Annotated in this window: 14 protein-coding genes; 7 read left to right on the forward strand and 7 right to left on the reverse strand. The window is 57.0% G+C overall.

Features of this window, described 5'->3' with window-relative positions:
- Window positions 1-29 precede the first annotated feature (29 nt).
- Genes coxB through V8L71_RS13380 form a run of 4 tightly spaced genes read left to right on the forward strand, consistent with a single transcriptional unit; the run spans window position 30 to window position 6226 of the window.
- Window positions 30-1109 carry a cytochrome c oxidase subunit II gene (coxB, locus tag V8L71_RS13365; RefSeq protein WP_336274397.1) on the forward strand — a complete coding sequence of 360 codons (1080 nt, stop codon included), beginning with the start codon at window positions 30-32 and terminating at the stop codon, window positions 1107-1109.
- Entirely contained in the window at window positions 1106-3646 is a 2541-nt protein-coding gene (gene ctaD, locus V8L71_RS13370; protein WP_336274398.1) for a cytochrome c oxidase subunit I, read from the forward strand. Before coxB ends, ctaD begins: the two co-directional genes overlap by 4 nt.
- Window positions 3647-3650: 4 nt before the next feature.
- Complete coding sequence (locus V8L71_RS13375; RefSeq protein WP_336274399.1) at window positions 3651-4007, forward strand: hypothetical protein; 357 nt, start codon at window positions 3651-3653, stop codon at window positions 4005-4007.
- A gap of 5 nt (window positions 4008-4012) precedes the next feature.
- The gene (locus V8L71_RS13380) at window positions 4013-6226 is read left to right on the forward strand and encodes a heavy metal translocating P-type ATPase (protein WP_336274400.1); all 2214 of its coding nucleotides are present in this window, start codon (window positions 4013-4015) and stop codon (window positions 6224-6226) included.
- Here V8L71_RS13380 and V8L71_RS13385 read toward each other — a convergent pair.
- Together V8L71_RS13385 and V8L71_RS13390 are read right to left on the reverse strand one after the other, a co-directional pair.
- On the reverse strand, window positions 6208-6513 hold the full coding sequence (locus V8L71_RS13385) for a winged helix-turn-helix domain-containing protein (protein WP_336274401.1): 306 nt from the start codon (window positions 6511-6513) through the stop codon (window positions 6208-6210). The two genes, V8L71_RS13380 and V8L71_RS13385, sit on opposite strands and share 19 nt — an antisense overlap.
- A gap of 41 nt (window positions 6514-6554) precedes the next feature.
- Window positions 6555-7640: a PA0069 family radical SAM protein gene (locus V8L71_RS13390; RefSeq protein ID WP_336274402.1), complete on the reverse strand. Its 1086-nt coding sequence runs from the start codon at window positions 7638-7640 to the stop codon at window positions 6555-6557.
- 179 nt (window positions 7641-7819) lie between these two features.
- Here V8L71_RS13390 and V8L71_RS13395 point away from each other — a divergent pair, with 179 nt between their 5' ends.
- Window positions 7820-8356 carry a DinB family protein gene (locus V8L71_RS13395; RefSeq protein ID WP_336274403.1) on the forward strand — a complete coding sequence of 179 codons (537 nt, stop codon included), beginning with the start codon at window positions 7820-7822 and terminating at the stop codon, window positions 8354-8356.
- 135 nt (window positions 8357-8491) lie between these two features.
- Here V8L71_RS13395 and pgi read toward each other — a convergent pair whose 3' ends face one another.
- The 4 genes from pgi to ptsP all read right to left on the reverse strand — a co-directional run bounded on the left by pgi (window position 8492) and on the right by ptsP (window position 15937).
- On the reverse strand, window positions 8492-10159 hold the full coding sequence (gene pgi, locus V8L71_RS13400) for a glucose-6-phosphate isomerase (RefSeq protein WP_336274404.1): 1668 nt from the start codon (window positions 10157-10159) through the stop codon (window positions 8492-8494).
- A gap of 206 nt (window positions 10160-10365) precedes the next feature.
- On the reverse strand, window positions 10366-12099 hold the full coding sequence (locus tag V8L71_RS13405; protein ID WP_336274405.1) for a PTS fructose-like transporter subunit IIB: 1734 nt from the start codon (window positions 12097-12099) through the stop codon (window positions 10366-10368).
- Window positions 12096-13067, reverse strand: a complete 972-nt coding sequence (gene pfkB, locus V8L71_RS13410; RefSeq protein ID WP_336274406.1) for a 1-phosphofructokinase — start codon at window positions 13065-13067, stop codon at window positions 12096-12098. The genes V8L71_RS13405 and pfkB overlap by 4 nt, the downstream gene beginning before the upstream one ends.
- On the reverse strand, window positions 13067-15937 hold the full coding sequence (gene ptsP, locus V8L71_RS13415) for a phosphoenolpyruvate--protein phosphotransferase (RefSeq protein WP_336274407.1): 2871 nt from the start codon (window positions 15935-15937) through the stop codon (window positions 13067-13069). Before ptsP ends, pfkB begins: the two co-directional genes overlap by 1 nt.
- 289 nt (window positions 15938-16226) lie before the next feature.
- Here ptsP and cra point away from each other — a divergent pair, with 289 nt between their 5' ends.
- Window positions 16227-17204: a catabolite repressor/activator gene (cra, locus tag V8L71_RS13420; RefSeq protein ID WP_336274408.1), complete on the forward strand. Its 978-nt coding sequence runs from the start codon at window positions 16227-16229 to the stop codon at window positions 17202-17204.
- Between the two features lie 24 nt (window positions 17205-17228).
- Here cra and V8L71_RS13425 read toward each other — a convergent pair whose 3' ends face one another.
- The gene (locus tag V8L71_RS13425) at window positions 17229-17705 is read right to left on the reverse strand and encodes a methylglyoxal synthase (protein ID WP_336274409.1); all 477 of its coding nucleotides are present in this window, start codon (window positions 17703-17705) and stop codon (window positions 17229-17231) included.
- A 219-nt stretch (window positions 17706-17924) separates the two neighbouring features.
- Between V8L71_RS13425 and gap the strand changes: the two genes are divergently transcribed.
- Window positions 17925-18926, forward strand: coding sequence for a type I glyceraldehyde-3-phosphate dehydrogenase (gene gap / locus V8L71_RS13430; RefSeq protein ID WP_008956989.1), 1002 nt, complete (start codon window positions 17925-17927; stop codon window positions 18924-18926).
- Window positions 18927-19055: the final 129 nt, after the last annotated feature.

Genomic DNA, 19055 nt, shown 5'->3' on the forward strand with positions numbered 1-19055 from the left:
TCCTGTGGGCAGAAAAAAGGAATTCAGGGATGAGGCTTAGACTTCAATATTTAACACGTATCCAGCGCTTAACAAGTATTCAACGCTTAACCCAGCAGAGGGTCAACCGGCTGGGCATTCTGCTCGCACTGTTAGCTGGATTACTGCTAACCGGCTGCGCGGGCGATAAGTCTATTCTAGACCCGGCAGGCCAAGCTGCGCGAGATGTGGTGATGATTTGGTGGGTGATGCTAGGCTTTGGCACCGTCGTATTGGTCATGGTCACCGTTTTTTGGCTGTATACCTTTAAGCGTAAAGAGGTGGCACGCACGCCGGTAGAAGAGCGCCGGGTGGCACGGCGTTGGATTGTCGGCGGCGGGATAATACTGCCAGTCGCCAGTATTATCGCGCTGTTAACTTTTGGTGTGCCGACGGGGCAACGTATGTTAACGCTGCCTTTAAGTGATCCACCGGAAGTGATTGAAGTCATCGGCCATCAGTGGTGGTGGGAAGTGCGCTACCCAGGAGCGGAAGGCGGCGAAGTGGTGACTGCTAATCAACTCATCATGCCGGCGGGTGAGCCCATTGATTTTCATGTCACCGGTGCCGATGTGATCCATGCCTTTTGGGTGCCGCGGTTAGGTGGCAAGATTGATATGGTTCCAGGGCGCATCAATAAAATACGCTTGGAAGCGGATGAGCCAGCGGTATTTGGCGCTCAATGCGCCGAGTTCTGCGGCGCCCAGCATGCCCAGATGCAGCTCTATGTAGAAGCTGTCGAGCGCGACGAGTACGACGCTTGGTTGGCTGACCGTCAAACGGATGAATTGTCGTCGCTAGCGACAAACGACCAACAGCATGAACCTGCCAGGGAGGCATTTATGACCCATTGCGCGAGCTGCCACCGGGTAGCCGGGCTCTCAACGGCTGGAGAAGGGCCTGACCTTTCTGATTTAGGCAGCCGTACCAGCTTAGGAGCGGGCATTATGGCCATGGAAGAGGGCGCGGTGACCCACTGGCTGCAACACCATCAACGTTTAAAACCAGGCAATAAAATGCCGCCCCACGATGATATTGACACCGCTACCTTGGCGTCCCTGGGTGCTTGGCTGGAGAGCTTGACACCATGACGACCATTAATCGTGAAGTGACGCCACCGGGCGATTTACCCGAAAATCCTAAGCGGTTGCATAACGATCTGCATGAGATCTGGGGAAATCCGCGCGGCTTGAAAGCACTGACCATTGTAAACCACACCACCCTTGGCCTGAGATTCATGGTTACCGGGATGGTATTTTTCTTGATCGGCGGTTTGTTGGCCATGCTGGTACGCACCCAGCTGGCGCTTTCTGATCAAGATTTCATGACGCCGGATATCTATAATCAAGTCACCACCATGCACGGCACGGTGATGATGTTCTTGTTCGCTATTCCTATGCTGGAAGGGTTAGCGATTTACATGATTCCTAAGATGATTGGTGCCCGCGATCTGGTCTGCCCACGGCTGACGTCGCTGGGCTACTGGTGCTATCTATTCGGCGGGATCATCTTAACTTTTAGTTTGGTGTTAGAGATGGCACCGGACAGTGGCTGGTTCATGTATACCCCGCTTAGTAGTAGCGAGTACTCACCGGGTTTAGGTTCGGATTTTTGGCTACTGGGGATCACCTTTGTTGAAATCTCCGCCCTCTCTGCGGGTGTAGAACTGGTGGTTTCAATACTGCGTACGCGTACCCAAGGAATGGCGCTGCATAAAATGCCGCTGTTTGCCTGGTACATTCTCGCGATGGCTTTAATGATTGTGGTCGGTTTCCCGCCGCTGATTCTGGGCAGTATTTTACTTGAGCTCGAGCGTGCCGCTGGGATGCCCTTTTTTGACGTGGCCGGGGGCGGTGACCCTATTCTTTGGCAGCATCTCTTCTGGCTGTTCGGTCACCCTGAGGTTTACATCATCTTTTTACCGGCGGCGGGGATAGTGTCTACGCTGATACCGGTGTTCGCTGGTCGTCCGATTGTGGGCTATGGCTGGGTGGTTTTCGCCATTGTCACCACCGGCTTCATTAGCTTTGGGTTATGGGTCCACCATATGTTCACTGTGGGGATTCCCCAGCTGGCTCAAGCCTTCTTTTCAGCTGCCAGTATGTTGGTCGCAGTGCCCACGGCGATTCAGGTATTTGTTTGGCTGGCGACGTTATGGCTGGGTAAGCCGAAGATGAAGCTGCCGATGCTATGGATATTAGGCTTTTTGATCATTTTTGTGTGCGGCGGCTTAACGGGGGTAATGCTGGCGCTGGTGCCGTTTAACTGGCAAGTGCACGATACCCACTTCGTGGTGGCACATATGCACTACGTTTTAGTCGGCGGAATGTTCTTCCCGCTGATCGCTGGGCTTTACTACTGGCTGCCCCTCTTTTCAGGCCGTATGCCTTCTGAAACGCTGGGTAAATGGGGCTTCTGGCTGACATTCATCGGTTTTAATACCACGTTCCTGATTATGCACTGGACCGGGCTACTGGGTATGCCGCGCCGTGTTTACTCTTATGACGCGGGCATGGGTTGGGATATTTTTAATCTAATTTCTTCAGTAGGCGGCTTCATTATGTCGGCGGGGATTGCCATGGTGCTGCTGGATTTTGCCCTACACTTCCGTTTTGGCAAGCCCGCTAAGCCTAATCCATGGAATGCTGATGGCCTTGAGTGGGCCAATAGCATGCCGCCAAGCGCCTATAATTTTGTCAGTTTGCCAAAAATCGAGACACGCCACCCGCTTTGGGATGATCCTGATTTGCCGCGCACTATGGCGGAAGGCCAGCATAGTTTGGCGGTAGCGACTCATGGGCGACGTGAAACGTGGGGAACCGATCCGTTAACCGGCAAAGTGCGCGAAATTATTCACCTGCCGGGTAACTCGTGGTGGCCACTTTTCGCCGCGATGGCACTGGCAGTGGTGTGTTTAAGCCTGCTGACTCGCCTTTACCCGTTGGCCGTTATCGCCGTGGTGATCGCTGGATTGTTTCTATTGCGCTGGTCATGGGAAAACGGTGCACATCCAAAAGCTGCGCCTGATGCCCGGGTGGCACCCGGCGATCCTCCGCTGCACTCGCGCACCATGGATGGCCCTGGCTTATGGGCAATGTCGATTACCATGCTGGCCAATGGCTCGTTCTTCCTTTCCTATTTGTTTGGCTGGTTTTACCTTTGGACGGTCTCGCCTGAATGGCGAATGCCTGAGGTATCACCGCTCTCTCTGATGGGGCTGCTGTTGGCTGGTGGGTCACTCACGGTAGGTGCAGGCATCCTCGAAAAACTGATAAGTGGGTTGCGTCAGCAGCGTGATGCTGGGCTGTCACTAGGCATGTTCAGTATTAGTGCGCTTGGGTTTTTGCAGGTGGGCATCACGCTTTGGGTACTGCTGAGCGCAGACCTTGCGGTTACCGAGAACTCTCATGATGCAATCATTATGGTGGGACTAGCGTATGCACTGTTTCATGGAGGTTTGGGTGCTGTGCTAACGCTGCTTCAGGGCCTACGGGTGGGTTATGGCTATGTGGGCGCCCATGCACCTTTTGAGCCCGCTGTCGTTGCTCAATTGTGGCGTTATAACGTGGCGACGTTCTGGATCATCGTGGGCGCGCTTGCCGTGCTGCCCCGTGTCATAGGGAGTTAGGCGGATGACCATAGTGATGCAGCGCTTACACCTCACTCACCCATTACACTTTGTTATTGGCTTAACGCTTTGGAGTGCTTGGTTTGTAACAGTTTACGGTGGCCATGCTGTGGCCTGTGAAGTCATGCCCCCTGACCCAGAACAGGGTGTTTTTACCCTCGTTAATGCGTTGTTGCTTATGGTCAGTCTTGCCGCCGTTGCGCTATTAGCCGCGTTAACGGTGGGGTGTTACCGCATGAGCAAACGTCATGCCGGGCGGCTGCGCTTTAATGCACGGGTTTCTGCCGGGCTCTATCTCTTTTCTACCTTCGGCGTATTGTTTGCAGCGATGCCCATCATCGGTATTCCGCCTTGCCTGTGAGCGGTATGACTGACACTAACGCAGACAAGCTCTATACCCTTCACGGCATGTGGTGTACCAGTTGCGCGTTGGCCGTGGAAGGCTCCCTCAAACGGAGTGCTGGTGTGCGCGACGTTAGCGTGCATTATCCCAGCGCCACGCTCTGTATAAGCGGCACGCCAGCCGCGATTCAGCTCTCAGGGCTTGCCTCAAAGGTCAAGCGACTAGGCTACCGGCTGACGGAACTTGAGCCGGTGGGCGATGCCCATGCGCGACTGGAAGAGGAGAGCCGCTACCTCACCCTTAGGCTGATGGTGGGTTCGCTATTTGGCATGTGGACCATGCTTGCCTCAGTTCTGATCTACGCATCCGCCTTGCCCAATGAACAGGTCGAGCAGGTAGTGGCATGGGTGTCGGGTGCTTTTTCACTTCCCGTGGTGCTGTTTGCGGGCGTGCCGTTTTACCGAGCGGGATGGCGTACATTGCTCGCCAAACGCCCTGGAATGGATGTGCTCGTCAGCCTTGGTGTATTTGGCGCAGTACTCGTCTCGCTTGGGCTTTTATGGCGCGGTTCATCGGAAGTATATTTCGATACGGCGGTGATGCTGATTGTGCTGTTACTGGTTGGGCGGTTAGTGGAAACGCTGTGCCGTCACCGTGGGTTAAAAGCGCTGGACGCATTGGCGCTACCGAACGCGAACATAACCGTTTGGCAACATGAACGATGGGAAACACTCCCCGCCGATGAAGTGGCCGTAGGAATACGCGTTGAGTTAGCGCCAGGTGAGCTGGTAGCGCTTGATGGCATCCTGGAAGCGCCTGGTTGGATCGATACTGCCTCGTTGACCGGTGAAAGCCTGCCGCGCCACTTTCATACAGGTCAGAAGGTCTACGCAGGCTACCGCTACCTGGGTGCAACGCCGCTGGTAATGCAGGTAAGCGCCGGCGTAGGCAAGCGCCGGTTAGACCGTCTATGTGACGAAATGCGCCGCTATCAGGCCAAAAAGGGCGAGCTACAGAAGCTTGCTGACCGCTTTGCCGCTTGGCTAAGCCCCTTAGCACTTGTGCTCGCACTGCTGACGCTGCCTGCTGCGCTGTTATTCGGAACAGGCTGGGAAGAGGCCTTTGTGCGGGCACTTTCCGTGCTGGTGGTGGCATGCCCCTGTGCTGTGGGGCTTGCCGTGCCATTGGCAAGCCTTGCCGGTGGCGGTCAGGCCATGCAGCAAGGTATTGCGCTCCGCGACCCGGCAGCGCTTGAAACCTTGGCGCGCATTCGCTCGGTAGCACTGGATAAAACCGGCACCTTAACGACCGGCAATCATTCCGTGCTGCATTGGCAGGCGCGGGAGGGCGTTAATAAGCATACTGTGCGGCGCAAATTAAGCGCCGCCGTCGTTGGAAGCGAACATCCGCTAGCGCAGGCGTTAACCCACTGGTCGGATGATCAACGTGATCAGCACCCTGAGCAGAATACGGAACAGAATATAGAAGTAAATGAATCGCCTGGGGAAGGGCGCCGAGTGCAGCTAAATAGCGGCGAGTGGCTAACGCTAGGCAGCGCTAATTGGCTAACTCGTCAGCAGATTGTGGTGCCATTTCAAGCTGAAGACCCCGCGCTGACGTTTGCTTCTCAAGTGATGTTGGCTGACGAAGCGGGCTGGCTGGCCACGTTCTATCTGGCTGATCAACCTGTGGAGGATGCCGCTCCAAGCGTGAAGCGCCTGCTCGCATCAGGTTATGTGGTGGCGATGATTAGTGGCGACCGGCAGGGAGCCGTTAGCTGGCTGGGTGAGCAGATAGGGCTTGCCCGAGAAGCTTGCTATGCCCAGCGTTCGCCTGAAGCCAAAGCGAGGCTGTTGCAGGCGCTACCATCGCCAACGCTCTACGTGGGTGATGGCTTGAATGATACGTTGAGCTTGGCCGCGGCTGATGTGGGTATTGCCCCGCTAAGTGCCAGCGAAGCCGCCCGTGAAGGGGCTTCTGCACAGCTCATGACGCCGGGAATGGGTGGTGTAGTGCAACTGCTTAGCATTGCTACACGCACCCGGCGCATCATGGTGCAGAATCTGTTCTTCTCGGCACTTTATAATACGCTGGCACTAGGGCTGGTAGCTGTGATGGCCATTCCACCCCTGGTCGCGGTACTCGCCATGGCGGCAAGTTCGCTGAGTGTCACGCTCAATGCCGCACGGTTAGCGTGGGCCGAGCCGGAGGAAAACGATCAGAGGGTTCCAGAATAGCCGAGTGCCTGTTTAAGCCGCTCGGCATTCGTTTCCACCCAACGTGGGTCAATCGCCCCCCAGTCACGTATCTGGTAGCGGCCAATGTTGTGGCGCTCGCCTTCATCTTTCGTAAATACGCACTCGATATCTAATTCGGCAAGGGAGGCGATCGTATCCTGGGCGGTACGCCGTGGCATGCCGGTGGCCTCAATGAGTGCAGGCACGCTGGCAGCGCCATGTTCGATAAGATGGGCCACGTATAAACGTCGGTAAAAACTCGATTTCGTTTTGCTAAGCGCGGACATGAGGCTTCCTTAACAGCAAATTGATTAATGCGCTGCTTAGCTTAAAGGAATAAGTCGCCCTGCGCCCGTGGTGGGCGGAAATCCCGCGTGTTCAAGCCCTGCTCGGTGCGATCCTGCATGTTCCACTGGCGGCTGGCGCGCGCAAAGCGCTGGGCAATTAGATCGGCAAAGACACCTTCCCCGCGAAAGCGCTTACCAAACTTGGCATCATAGGCCTTACCGCCCCGGCACTGGCGCATAAGACTCATCACTTTGGCGGCGCGTTCTGGATAGTGAGCTTCCAACCACGCTTCAAACAGCGGTGCCACTTCATAAGGTAAGCGCAGCAACATCCAAGCCGCCGTTCGTGCGCCTGCTCGGCTGGCGGCTTCGAGTAGTTTTTCGATTTCATGATCAGTCAGCCCTGGAATAACCGGCGAAATCAATGTGCCGACTGGGACTCCCGCGGTATTAAGTTCACGAATAGCCCGTAAGCGCGCCTGAGGCGACGCCGCCCGTGGTTCTAGCGTGCGCTTTAAATTGGCGTCCAGGCTGGTCAAGCTAACAAACACACGCACCAGGCGATGCTCTGCCATCTCTGCCAATAGTTCTAGATCGCGTAGCACCAGCGTACTTTTAGTTACCAGCGTTACCGGATGGCGGCACTCCAACAGCAACTCCAGCAAGCGGCGTGTGGTTTTATAAGTAGCCTCTAACGGCTGGTAGCAATCGGTGTTGCCGGAAAGGTTGATCGGACGGCACACATAGTTGGGGTGGCAGAGCTCCTCTGTTAACCGTTCCACCAACCCGCTGCGGGCAATCAACTTGGTCTCAAAATCCAGCCCTGGCGATAAATCCCAGTAAGCGTGGGAGGGGCGTGCGTAGCAGTAAACGCAGCCATGTTCACAACCACGATAAGGGTTCAGTGAGCGGTCAAATGGCAAGTCCGGTGATTTATTCCACGACAGTGCGCTCTTGCTCACTTCCTCTCGCACTTCGGTGGCGATGGTCGTAGAGGCTTCCTCACGCCACCAACCGTCGTCTTCCACCACGCTATGGCTAGGTGCAAAACGGTTGTGCGGGTCGTACGTTGCCCCGCGGCCTTTACGCACGGCTGAAACACTCGATGTTTGATCGGGGATCGTCATTTGCCACCTCTGACCTGTATAACTAACTATATGGCTATTTATACAGTATATGGCGTTTGGGCAAAGGCGCAAGAAAACGCTTAGCGGCTTAAATAGCAAATTCGGGGATACAAACGCGTCTTTATTTCATACGCTTAAAGAACCCGTTGTTGCCAGCATGGAAAGAGGCGATTTGACCTATGGAACTGCAACCACATTTTGCATTAATGGCATCCTACAACCAGTGGATGAATGCCAAGGTATATGACGCCGCTAGCAAGCTAAGTGCGGCTGAGCTTATAGAGGATAGAGGCGCTTTCTTTGGCTCTATTTTTGGCACCTTGAACCATATCGTTGTCGCCGACACGATTTGGCTTAAGCGGTTTGCGGCTCATCCTTCTTCAGCCGCCACACTGGCGGTAATGGAGCCGCTGCCCACGCCAACGCATCTCAATCAACGCCTGTTTGATGATATGCAAGGCCTAAGCGCGCATCGCCATTGGCTGGATAGCGTGATTATTAACTGGGTAGCCGCGCTGACCGATGATGATCTGGATACGCTACTGAGTTACCACAACACCAAAGGCGTGGCTTCAACCAGAAGTTACTCGCGCCTTATTAACCACTTTTTTAATCACCAAACCCACCACCGCGGGCAGGTATCTACCTTGCTCTCGCAAGCCGGTATAGATATTGGCGTCACTGATCTGCTGGCGTTGATTCCGGATGAGACGTAAGGAAGTAAGTTCACATATAAGAGCCTACTAGATTCAGTACTGCCAATTATTAAAGCTGAAAGAACCAAGAACGGAAAACGCCTTGACGTACTCAAGCCAAGGCGCAGTTTTATAAAGATTTACCAACCTATCCGTTCAACGTTTCTTTCGTGCTGGCTTCTTCTCGGCACTGGCCAGTGCGCTTTCCTTTTCGCCGCTGCCGCCATTTGGGAAGTGCGCCCGCACCAACTCCAGCAGGCCTTGAGTGGAGGCGTCAAAGTCAGCGGCGTTAGTGTCGATACGTTCGCTGATTTCACCGGCGATACGTTTGCCGAGCTGAACGCCCCATTGGTCAAAGGAGTTGATGTTCCAGATGACGCCTTGGACAAATACCTTGTGCTCATAAAGCGCGATGAGTGCCCCCAGGTTTTTTGGCGTTAGCTCGTCCAGCAATAGCGTGCTGGAGGGGCGGTTGCCGGGGCAGCTGTAGGGGTCATGTTGGCTTAGCTCTTTGCTGTCCCCCTGGCTGCCTTCCATAAAGGCGTTGGCCTGGGCGAGCATATTGGTCAGTAGCGCGAAGTGGTGGTCTTCTACGCCGGGTTCGGGTTTGAGTGAGGCAATAAAATCAATCGGCACGTAGCGGGTGCCCTGGTGCAGTAGCTGGAAGAAAGCGTGCTGGCCGTTGGAGCCAGTTTGGCCCCACACAATCGGGCCGGTTTTGTAGTTCACCGGGTGGCCAAAAATATCCACCGACTTACCGTTAGACTCCATATCAAGCTGCTGCAGGAAAGAGGGCAACTGATTCAGCGCTTGATCGTAGGGCACGATGGCTTGGGTTTCGGCACCAATAAAGTTGATGTACCAAATACCAATCAGCGCCATCAGCACCGGCATGTTCTGAGAGAAGGGTGCGTTGATGAAATGGTTGTCCATCTCGTGCGCGCCTTCCAGCAGCTCGATAAAGCCTTCGAAACCGATTGAAAGCGCAATCGGCAGCCCGATGGACGACCACATGGAGTAGCGACCCCCCACCCAGGCCCAGAATTCGAACACATTCTCTTCGCGAATGCCGAACTCCATGGCCGCTTTGCGGTTGGTGGAGGCGGCAATGAAGTGCGCGCCCACATCGGCGTCTTCGCCAGCGTTCTCCAGGAACCAGCGCCGTGCGGTTTTGGCGTTTAGCAGCGTCTCCTGGGTAGAAAAGGTCTTGGTAGAGACGATAAACAACGTAGTCGCCGGGTCGAGGCGCGAAAGCACCTTCTGGATATGGGTGCCGTCTACGTTGGAAACGAAGTGGAAGTGCAGTTCCGGGTGGCGGTATTTGAGCAGTGCGCGCACCGCCATGTTAGGGCCAAGATCCGAGCCGCCAATACCGATATTGACCACATCTTTAATACGTTTGCCGCTGTAGCCTTTCCACTCGCCATTGCGCACCGCTTCAGAGAACAGCTTGATCTGCTCGCGGGTGCGGGTGATCTCGGGCATGACGTCTTCGCCGTCTACATACACCGGCTCATCGCCTAAGTGACGCAGGGCGGTGTGCAGTACCGGGCGGTTTTCCGTAACGTTGATAATATCCCCGGAGAACATTTGTGCCCGGCGCTGTACCAGTGCGGAGTGGTCGGCTAGCTCAATCAACTTGGTAAGCACTTCATCGGAGACATGGTGCTTGGAGTAGTCAAGAAACAGACCGCCCACCCGAAGGCTCATTTTCTCAAAGCGCTGAGGATCATTGGTGAAGTAGTCACGAATACGGTCATTAGCGGTTTTGTCGCGTAGGCGGTCAAGCGCCTGCCAGGTGACACTACGAGTGAGCTGAAACATAGGGCGATCCGTTTGTTATTAAGTGAATGTAGTAACCAGAACCGAATGGCAAACTAAACGTGGCGTTATGTAAAAATACTACATAAAAAGCGGCGAGGAGTAGAAGGCATTTATGACTAGTATGACTAGACTTGCATTAACTGCGTAAAGCTACGTATTTGTGTGGGCAGGCAATCGTGCCTGCCCACACAGGGTAGGGTCAGCCGTTAGGTAGCCACCGCTACTTGAGCCGCGCCGCGTTTGATAAACGCATAGCCTAACCCGGTAACCAGTGAGCCCGCTATAATAGCGCCCAGGTAGAGCAGCGCCGGGGTAATGGCGTTGGGGATCAGCAGTACGAAGATACCGCCATGGGGCGCCATTAGCTTCGCACCCACCAGCATCGAGAGCGCGCCGGTGAGTGCCCCGCCCGCGATACAGGCCGGAATGACCCGCAGCGGATCTTTCGCCGCAAAGGGGATCGCGCCTTCACTGATAAAGCAGAGGCCCAGCACGAATGAGGCTTTACCCGCTTCGCGCTCCGGTGCCGAGAACTTGTTGCGCGCGACGAAGCTGGCAATCCCCATACCAATGGCAGGTACCATACCCGCCGCCATAATCGCCGCCATGGGGCCGTACGTTTCTGAGGCGAGCAGGCCCACGCCAAAGGTGTACGCGGCTTTGTTGACCGGGCCACCCAGGTCAAAGCACATCATTGCACCCAGCAGAATACCCAGCAGTACCGCATTGGTGGAGCCCATGGATTCCAGGAAGTTGGTGAGGGCGCTAAGCAGTGCCGCGACCGGTTCCCCAATCACGTAGATCATTGTCAGGCCGGTAACCAAGCTGGCGACCAGCGGAATGATCAGAATCGGCTTCAGAGATTCAACGCTGGAGGGCAGTTTGACATAGCGAGTAACCGCCAGCGCCACATAGCCCGCCAGGAAGCCAGCCAAGATACCGCCGATAAAGCCGGAGCCGATATTGGACGCCAGCATGCCGCCAATCATACCCGGTGCGATGCCGGGGCGATCGGCAATAGAGTAAGCGATATAACCTGCCAGTACCGGAATCATCAGCGCAAAGGCGGTGCCACCACCGATTTGCATTAGTGCAGCGGCCAGGGTGCCTTCCTGCTCAAACGCTTCAATGCCAAACACAAAAGAGAGTGCAATCAGCAGGCCCCCCGCCACGACCATCGGCAGCATAAAGGAAACGCCGGTGAGCAGGTGCTTATAAACGCCTTTCTCTTTGACGCTCTTATTGTCGCTAGCGGTCTTGGCCGAACCGCTATTTTCCAGTGCCGCGTTTTCCAGCGCGGCTTCAATGGTGGGGCGCGGCTTTTTCAGCGCGTTGCCGGTAGACGTGCGGTAGATGCGCTTGCCTGCAAACCTCGACGGATCAACGTCGATATCGCAAGCTAGTAGCACCACATCGGCCTGAGCTATCTCTTCTTCCGTTAATTTGTCTTGTGCGCCCACCGAGCCTTGAGTTTCCACGCGAATGGCGTGGCCCATGGCTTTACCTGCTTCCGAGAGCGCTTCGGCGGCCATAAAGGTGTGGGCGACGCCGGTAGGACAGGCGGTGACCGCGACAATTTTCTTGCCGCCCGCGCTGCTTGCAGCGGTAGAAACGGAAGTTGCAGGCGCGCTGTAAATCGGTGCTTCACGCTTGGCCTGGGCCAGAAAACCGCTAGGGTCGGGGAGCGCGCTGGCAATCGGTGCCTGGAACAGGCGCTTGCCTTCGAAGCGTTCCGGAGCGGGCACGTAATCGGCGGTGACCACAATCAAATCGGCGTTAGCAATCTGATCAGCAGTAGCAGCCTGCAGTGGCGCAATTTCACTGTGCATCTCAACGTGTACCGACCAGCCTTGGCGTTGGGCAGCCTGCTCCAGGCGCTTGGCAGCGAGGAAGGTGGTAGCCATGCCGCTGGGGCAGGCGGTAATCAGAATTATGTTCATAGCGTAGCTCCCTCGGTGATGGAGTCATCAAGACGCCGTATCCGGGTGTGTTGTTGGAGTGAGTCGAAATCCGCAGCGTTGGCGTTGCCGACACCGACATGGCGTACGGCTTCAGCAGAGAGTGCGGTAGCAAAGCGCAGCGTTCGTTCCGGGTCGTGTTGATTAAGTAAGCCGTGGAGCATGCCCGCGACAAAGGTATCGCCAGCGCACACCGTGTTGGTTGCCGTCACCTTGGGAGGCGTGGCGTGCCAGGCACCTTGGGCGTTCACCCACAGCACGCCTTCGGCACCCGCTGACACAAGCGCATGGGCGATGCCGCTTTGATGTAGCCGCTTGGCGGCCGCCAGGCGTGCTGGTGTCGTGTCGAGAGTGTCCCCTGCCCAGTCGGCGAGTTCATTTTCATTGGGCTTGATGCCCGCCGGGTGGGCGTCGATGGCGGCGTTAAGAGCCGGGCCGCTGGTATCCACCCATAGCGGCGCACCACTGGCGTTCAAGTGCTCCAGAAGCTGGCGAAAACCATCCAATGACAGCCCTGGGGGCAGGCTGCCAGCGACAACCACTGCCTGGGGTGGCATCGCGCTGCTCAGTTCGGCGTCCAACGTGTCGATTAGCGTTTGTAAATGTGTGGCGTTAATCGGCATGCCGGGACCGTTGATATCGGTAACGCGGCCACCCTGTTCAGCCAGTTTGGCATTGATACGCGTGCTGCCAGGCACCCGCACGAAGGCATCGGCCAGCCCCAGCTGTTTGAAAGCCAGGGCGAAGGGCGCGTCGTTCTCGCTGCCTAAAAAGCCGCTGACCGTGACGCTATGACCAAGCTCTGCCAATACACGGGCAACATTAACGCCTTTACCAGCGGCTTCGAGCTGCGCGCTGGTAGGGCGGTTGACGCTGCCCAATACTAAGGCGTCAAGGTTAAACGCTAAATCCAGCGCTGGGTTGAGCGTAATGCAAAGCACGCGGGCCATTAGCGCGCCTCCAGTGCATCACGCACTTCGTCACTGGTCGCTTGTGAAAGTGCTAGCTGAGCGATGGCCTGGGCGTCTGCAAAATCAAACTCGCGCAGGCGAGCTTTCACCAAAGGAATCTGCCGCGCGCTGACCGAGAGTTCATCCACGCCCAGGCCAACTAATACGGGAATAGCCACGGCATCCGAGGCCAGCTCACCACACACACCGACCCACTTGCCTTGGCTATGCGCTGCGGCCACGGTCATCTGGATTAGACGCAGCACCGCCGGGTGTAGGCCATCGGCCTGGGCAGAAAGCTCCGGATGACCGCGGTCAATCGCCAGGGTGTACTGGGTCAAATCATTGGTGCCCACCGAGAAGAAGTCCACCTCGGCGGCAAGGCTGGGTGCCAGCAGCGCGCTGGAAGGTACTTCAATCATCACCCCGAGCTGCACATCGGTAGCGCGCTGGGAGGCGGGGATCTCTTGCAGCAGGCGATCATAGATCACCTTGACCGCCCGAAACTCGGCAATGTCCTTGATCATCGGCAGCATGATGCGCAAAGGGTGATCTTTGCTGGCCATCAACAGCGCGCGCAGTTGGGTCTCGAGCACGTCGGGCTGGGTCAGTGCCAGGCGAATGCCGCGCAGCCCTAGGAAGGGGTTATCTTCCTGGGGAACCGGCCAGTAAGGCAGCGGCTTGTCACCGCCCACATCCAGGGTACGTGCCACCAGCGGGCGGCCGCCCAACGCTTCCACCGCTTGGCGGTACTCGCCGATCTGAGTGGTCAAATCCGGGGCGCTGGCATGGGCCATGAATAGGAACTCGGTACGCAGCAGGCCAACACCCTCGGCGCCGCGCTCTACTGCATCGGCAGCGTGGGCGGTATTGCCCAGGTTGGCGGCGACTTCGACACGGTGGCCATCGCGAGTTTGACCAACCTCAAAGCGGGTTTCCCAGGCAGCTGCTTCGCGCTGCTGGTGGTCGAGCAACTGCTGCTCGGCACGCTGTAACCGCTCTTCGGAAGGTTGCGATGTTACCCGGCCACGATCACCATCCAGAATCATCATGCTGGCGTTGTTGAGTGCCATCACCGCCTGTCCCGCGCCCACCACGGCAGGAATACCCAACGCGCGGGCCAGAATGGCACTGTGGGCTGTCGCACCACCGCGTACAGTGAGCAGGCCACGCACACGGGAGGTATCCAGGCGCGCCACATCAGAAGGGCCAATATCGTCCATCACCAGAATGTAAGGATGATCCGGCGGTTCAGGCAGCGTCACATCGCAGAGCACGCCAAGCACACGGCGGCCTACGTCGCGCAGGTCAGCAGCGCGTTCGGCCAGAAGGCGGTCGGCCAGCATTTCCTGGGCGTGGGCAGCGGTTTCAATCGCTTCCCACCAGCCCGCTTCCGCTGAGCGTCCTTCGCGAATGGCATCCGAGGCCGCGTGATGAAGTTCCGGGTCGACGAGCATCTCTTCGTGCATCGAGAGAATATCGGCGACTTCGCCGCCCTGGGCATTGCGAACCAGCGCCTCCAGTTGGGCCGCGCCCTCTTTAATGGCGTGATTCAAGCGTATGAGCTGTTGCTCAGCGTCATCGGCGTGCTCGGGGTAGTCGAACTGCATGGGGCGGATAACAAACACCGGGGCAATGGCCAAGCCCGGCGAAGCGGCCACGCCGGTATGGGGCGTGTCGGCAGCCAGTGGCTCGACGGCCGGTTGAGTCGTGCTGGCTTCGGGCGCGGTGTCAAAGCCGCCGTCAAGGGGCGTCACTTTCTCGCCCAAGCCAGCCTCAATCGTTTCCGCCACGCTCTCGAGCGCTTGACGCGCGTTATCACCTTCGGCGGACAGCACCAGCCATTGGCCGCGGCGAGCGCCCAGGCCGATCACCTTGGTCAAGCTGGCCGCCGAGACCAGCGTGGCGCTGCCTTCTTCCAGCCGCACATTGATCGACATTGCCTGGGCGCGGGCGACTTGCACCAACTGCTTGGCGGGGCGGGCGTGCAGGCCATGGGGATTAAGCACTCGAACGCGACGGGTGTGGGTGCTTGCGGTCTCGCCCGCCAGCAGGGAAAGCAGTTGAGCACTGTTGCATGTGAGCAGCGTGTCGCTGGCGCCGCTATCCAGCAAGGCCATTAATTGCTCTAACAGCGGACGGTGGGCATCACCGTGGGCAGCTAAGCAGATCAGCGCATGGACCGGGTGGCCAGCGCTTTCCAAGGTATGCGACGCCGGCGTGGCGACCCCAAGCGCGGGCTGATTAACCCCTTGCGAGCTGCTGGCCAGCCACAACCCCTTGCCTAACCAGGTGGGTTGAGCGGCGGCGACAGCGGCAATGAAGGCGTTATCGACGCAGCCGCTTTGACGCAGGCGGGCAGCGGCGGCCAAGGCAAGCTCTTTCGGATCTTGGGCGGGAAAGTTGATACATAGCGTATTAGCATCCAAGCGTGGCTCAAGCGCCGGTTTGGACAGCAGGCGCGCCACATCGGCAGCGGAACTGGCGCTGGCTAACTGCTCGGCAACGCCGTCACGATCCAGCACGTGAGTGAGCTGGCGCAAAATATCCAAGTGCTCATCGTTCTGGGCCGCGATGGTCACCAGCACATGCACCTGTTGACCGTCGTGCCACTCGATTCCTTGGGGAAACTGCAGCACGCGGACGCCGGTCTGCTTCACATGTTGGCGGCTTTCTGGCGTGCCATGGGGGATCGCGATGGCATTGCCCAGGAACGTCGATGACTGGGCTTCGCGGGCGTGCAGGCCGTCACGGTACTCGGCCTCAACCAGTCCGGCGTCTACCAGCGCTTCAGCGGCACTGTCCAGCGCGGTTTGCCAGCTATCCGCGTGGCGGCCTAGCAGGATGTCATCGGGGCCGAGTGTCAACATAGCATTCTCCTGTAAACGCGCTCTGTTGCTGCGAAGTACTTCCGGTGAGTACTTTGGGTCGAGTGCAGGGCGTGTACATAAGTGATCGTCGTTAAATGATCATGGTAATGGCATTGATGCCAGTGGGATGAATCGACCCTTCAGCGGTGATTCATCCTTGCCAATGAATCTAGTGTTAGTGCTATGCTGAATCGATTCACTTCATGACGCAAGGTTCGCGCTTTTAGACTTTGGTCTGGTAGCCGCTTACTTGCTGATAAACTGCCCGGTCACACCAAGGGGAACCCGAATGACACTCGCCGATATTGCCCGGCTAGCCGGCGTCTCGCGCACGACCGCTAGCTACGTGATTAATGGCCAGGCCGAGCAGCGACGTATTAGCGTGGCAACGATTGAGAAAGTGATGGCAGTAGTACGTCAGCACCGTTACCACATAGACCCGCAGGCGGCCGCTCTGCGTCGTGGGGCTAGCCGTCTGCTGGGCCTTATCGTGCCGGACCTGGAGAACATCAGTTATGCCCGGCTGGCGAAACGCCTGGAGCGTGGTGCGCGGGAGCAGGGCTATCAGTTGCTGATTGTCAGTTCAGATGACTGTGCAGAGAGCGAGCGAGCACTCGCCCTGGCGCTGCGTGCCCAGCGCTGCGAGGTGTTGATCACCGCCAGTTGTCTGCCCAGCGACGACACCTTCTACGCCGATCTGGTAGACGAGGGCTGGTGTGTGGTGGGCATGGACCGTGGCCTGAATCCCGCGCTGTTTTCCAGTGTGGTGAGCAATGACTGCGAAGCGGCCGAGACGTTGACTCGCTCGGTAATCGGTGGGGCAACCAAACGTGTGGCGTGGCTGGAGGCAATGCCGAACCTGTCGATCAGCCGCGAACGGCGGGGCGGTTTCCAGGCGGCATTGAGTGGCACTGAGGTTGTGCCGCTGATCTTGAGTGGAGTGAGCTATGAGCGTAGCGAAGGGGCGCGCCTTGCAGCCCGGCTGTTGGATGAGGAGGGCGGCGCCGATGCACTGGTAACGGCGTCGTACACGCTGCTGGAAGGGGTCTTTGATGTGTTCTTGGAGCGTGGCGGCTTGCCAGACAATATCCGTTTGGCCACCTTTGGCGATCACCGGCTGCTGGATTTTCTCCCTCAGCCGGTCAATTCAGCGTTGCAGGATTATGACCGGATTGCTGCGTTGACGCTGAGCTGCGCGTTGGCAGCCTTGGACGGCCACTACGAGTGCGGGCTGCAGGTGGTTGCCCGCCACCTGCACACCCGCTGAACAGGGCGTTCTGATGCTTGCTGCTTAGACCGTTCTGGCCTGGGCCCAAGCGTTGGCATCCGGAATCGACATCTCGTAGCTTTCGCCCAGATAGGGCGATGAAAGCAGGAAGTCTGCGGTGGCCGCATTGCAGGCAACGGGCACATTCCACAGGGCGGCCAAGCGCAGCAGCGCCTTGACGTCGGGGTCGTGAGGCTGCGGCGAGAAGGGGTCCCAAAAGAAAATCAGTACATCAAGGCGCTGTTCGGCGATGCGTGCACCAATTTGTTGGTCGCCGCCCAACGGCCCGCTCATCAACCCTTCAACGTCGAGTCCCAACGCGGTTTTCAAGCGCCCGGCGGTGGTGCCGGTGCCGATCAGCTCATGCTGGCTGAGCACGCTTTGCCAGCGGGTCGCCCACTCCAGCATTTCGACCTTCTTGCCGTCGTGGGCAATCAGTGCAATGCGTTTGCGTGCTTGTAGAGTGCGGATAGCTTGGCGGGGCGGTTGTGCATCACTCATGGCGGAACCCTTTACTTGTATTGGCTTTCTAAGACCAGCTTTTAATGTTGGACTACGGTAGCGCTTATATAGTAATTTTACTACATATTGGATATTTACAAGCCTTTTGGGGCCGTTGTTATACGAATTTTCAGCCTCATGACGCTTAAATACGTATTTTTAGTAATTTTTTTACTAAATGCGACACTTGCTACCATTGGTTAATTGAGGAGTTATATCATGACAATAAGAGTTGCGATTAACGGGTTTGGCCGTATCGGCCGCAATGTACTGCGCGCCCTTTACGAGAACAGCTACCGCGACCGTGTACAGGTTGTCGCTATCAACGATTTGGGCGATCCTTCGCTGAACTCCCACCTGTTGCGTCACGACACCGTGCATGGCCACTTCCCTTTCAAGGTAGAGCATGACAACGAGAGCATCACGGTGGATGGTGATCGTATCGCGATCTCCTCCGAGCGTGACCCAGCACAGTTGCCGTGGTCGTCGATGAATATCGACCTGGTGATGGAGTGCACGGGGCTGTTTACCAAGCGCGAGGCGGCTGCCAAGCACATTACTGCTGGCGCCAAGCGGGTGCTTATTTCTGCGCCCAGCCCCGACGCTGATGCCACCATTGTATACGGCGTGAATGACGATATTCTAACCGCCGAGCATACGGTGGTTTCCAACGCCTCCTGCACCACGAACTGCCTGGCGCCGGTAGCAAAAGCGCTGAACGATGCAGTAGGTATCGAGAACGGTCTGATGACCACGGTGCACGCTTACACCAACGACCAGAACCTGTCGGATGTTTACCACTCTGACCCTTACCGCGCTCGCAGTGCGACCCACTCCATGATCCCGACTAAGACCGGGGCAGCAGCGGCGGTAGGTTTAGTATTGCCGGAACTGGCTGGCAAGTTCGATGGCCTGGCAGTTCGCGTGCCGGTGATCAACGTGTCGCTGGTGGATCTTACTTTCACCGCCAGTCGCGATACCACCAAAGAAGAAATCAATGCCATCGTCGAGAAGGCTGCTGCGAATTCGCCGGTGCTGGCGGTTAATGCCGAGCCGCTGGTCTCCATCGACTTCAATCACGATGCCAACTCATCCACCTTCGATACCAATCACACCCGTGTAAATGGTCGCTTGGTTAAGATTATGGCGTGGTACGACAACGAGTGGGGCTTCTCCAACCGCATGCTGGACACCGCCATTGCAATGCAGAAGACCGCTTAAGCTATAGCGAACACTGCTAACTATTCTTACTCGTTACCCTGAGCCCTTGCTCAGGGTTTTTTTATTTTTTAAAAATAGTGCATCCAAAACGTCTTCTCGCGGGTATTCCCTATACAGCCGCCATTTAAA

This window comes from Vreelandella indica, assembly GCF_037070225.1.
In the GTDB taxonomy this organism is placed as follows: domain Bacteria; phylum Pseudomonadota; class Gammaproteobacteria; order Pseudomonadales; family Halomonadaceae; genus Vreelandella; species Vreelandella arctica.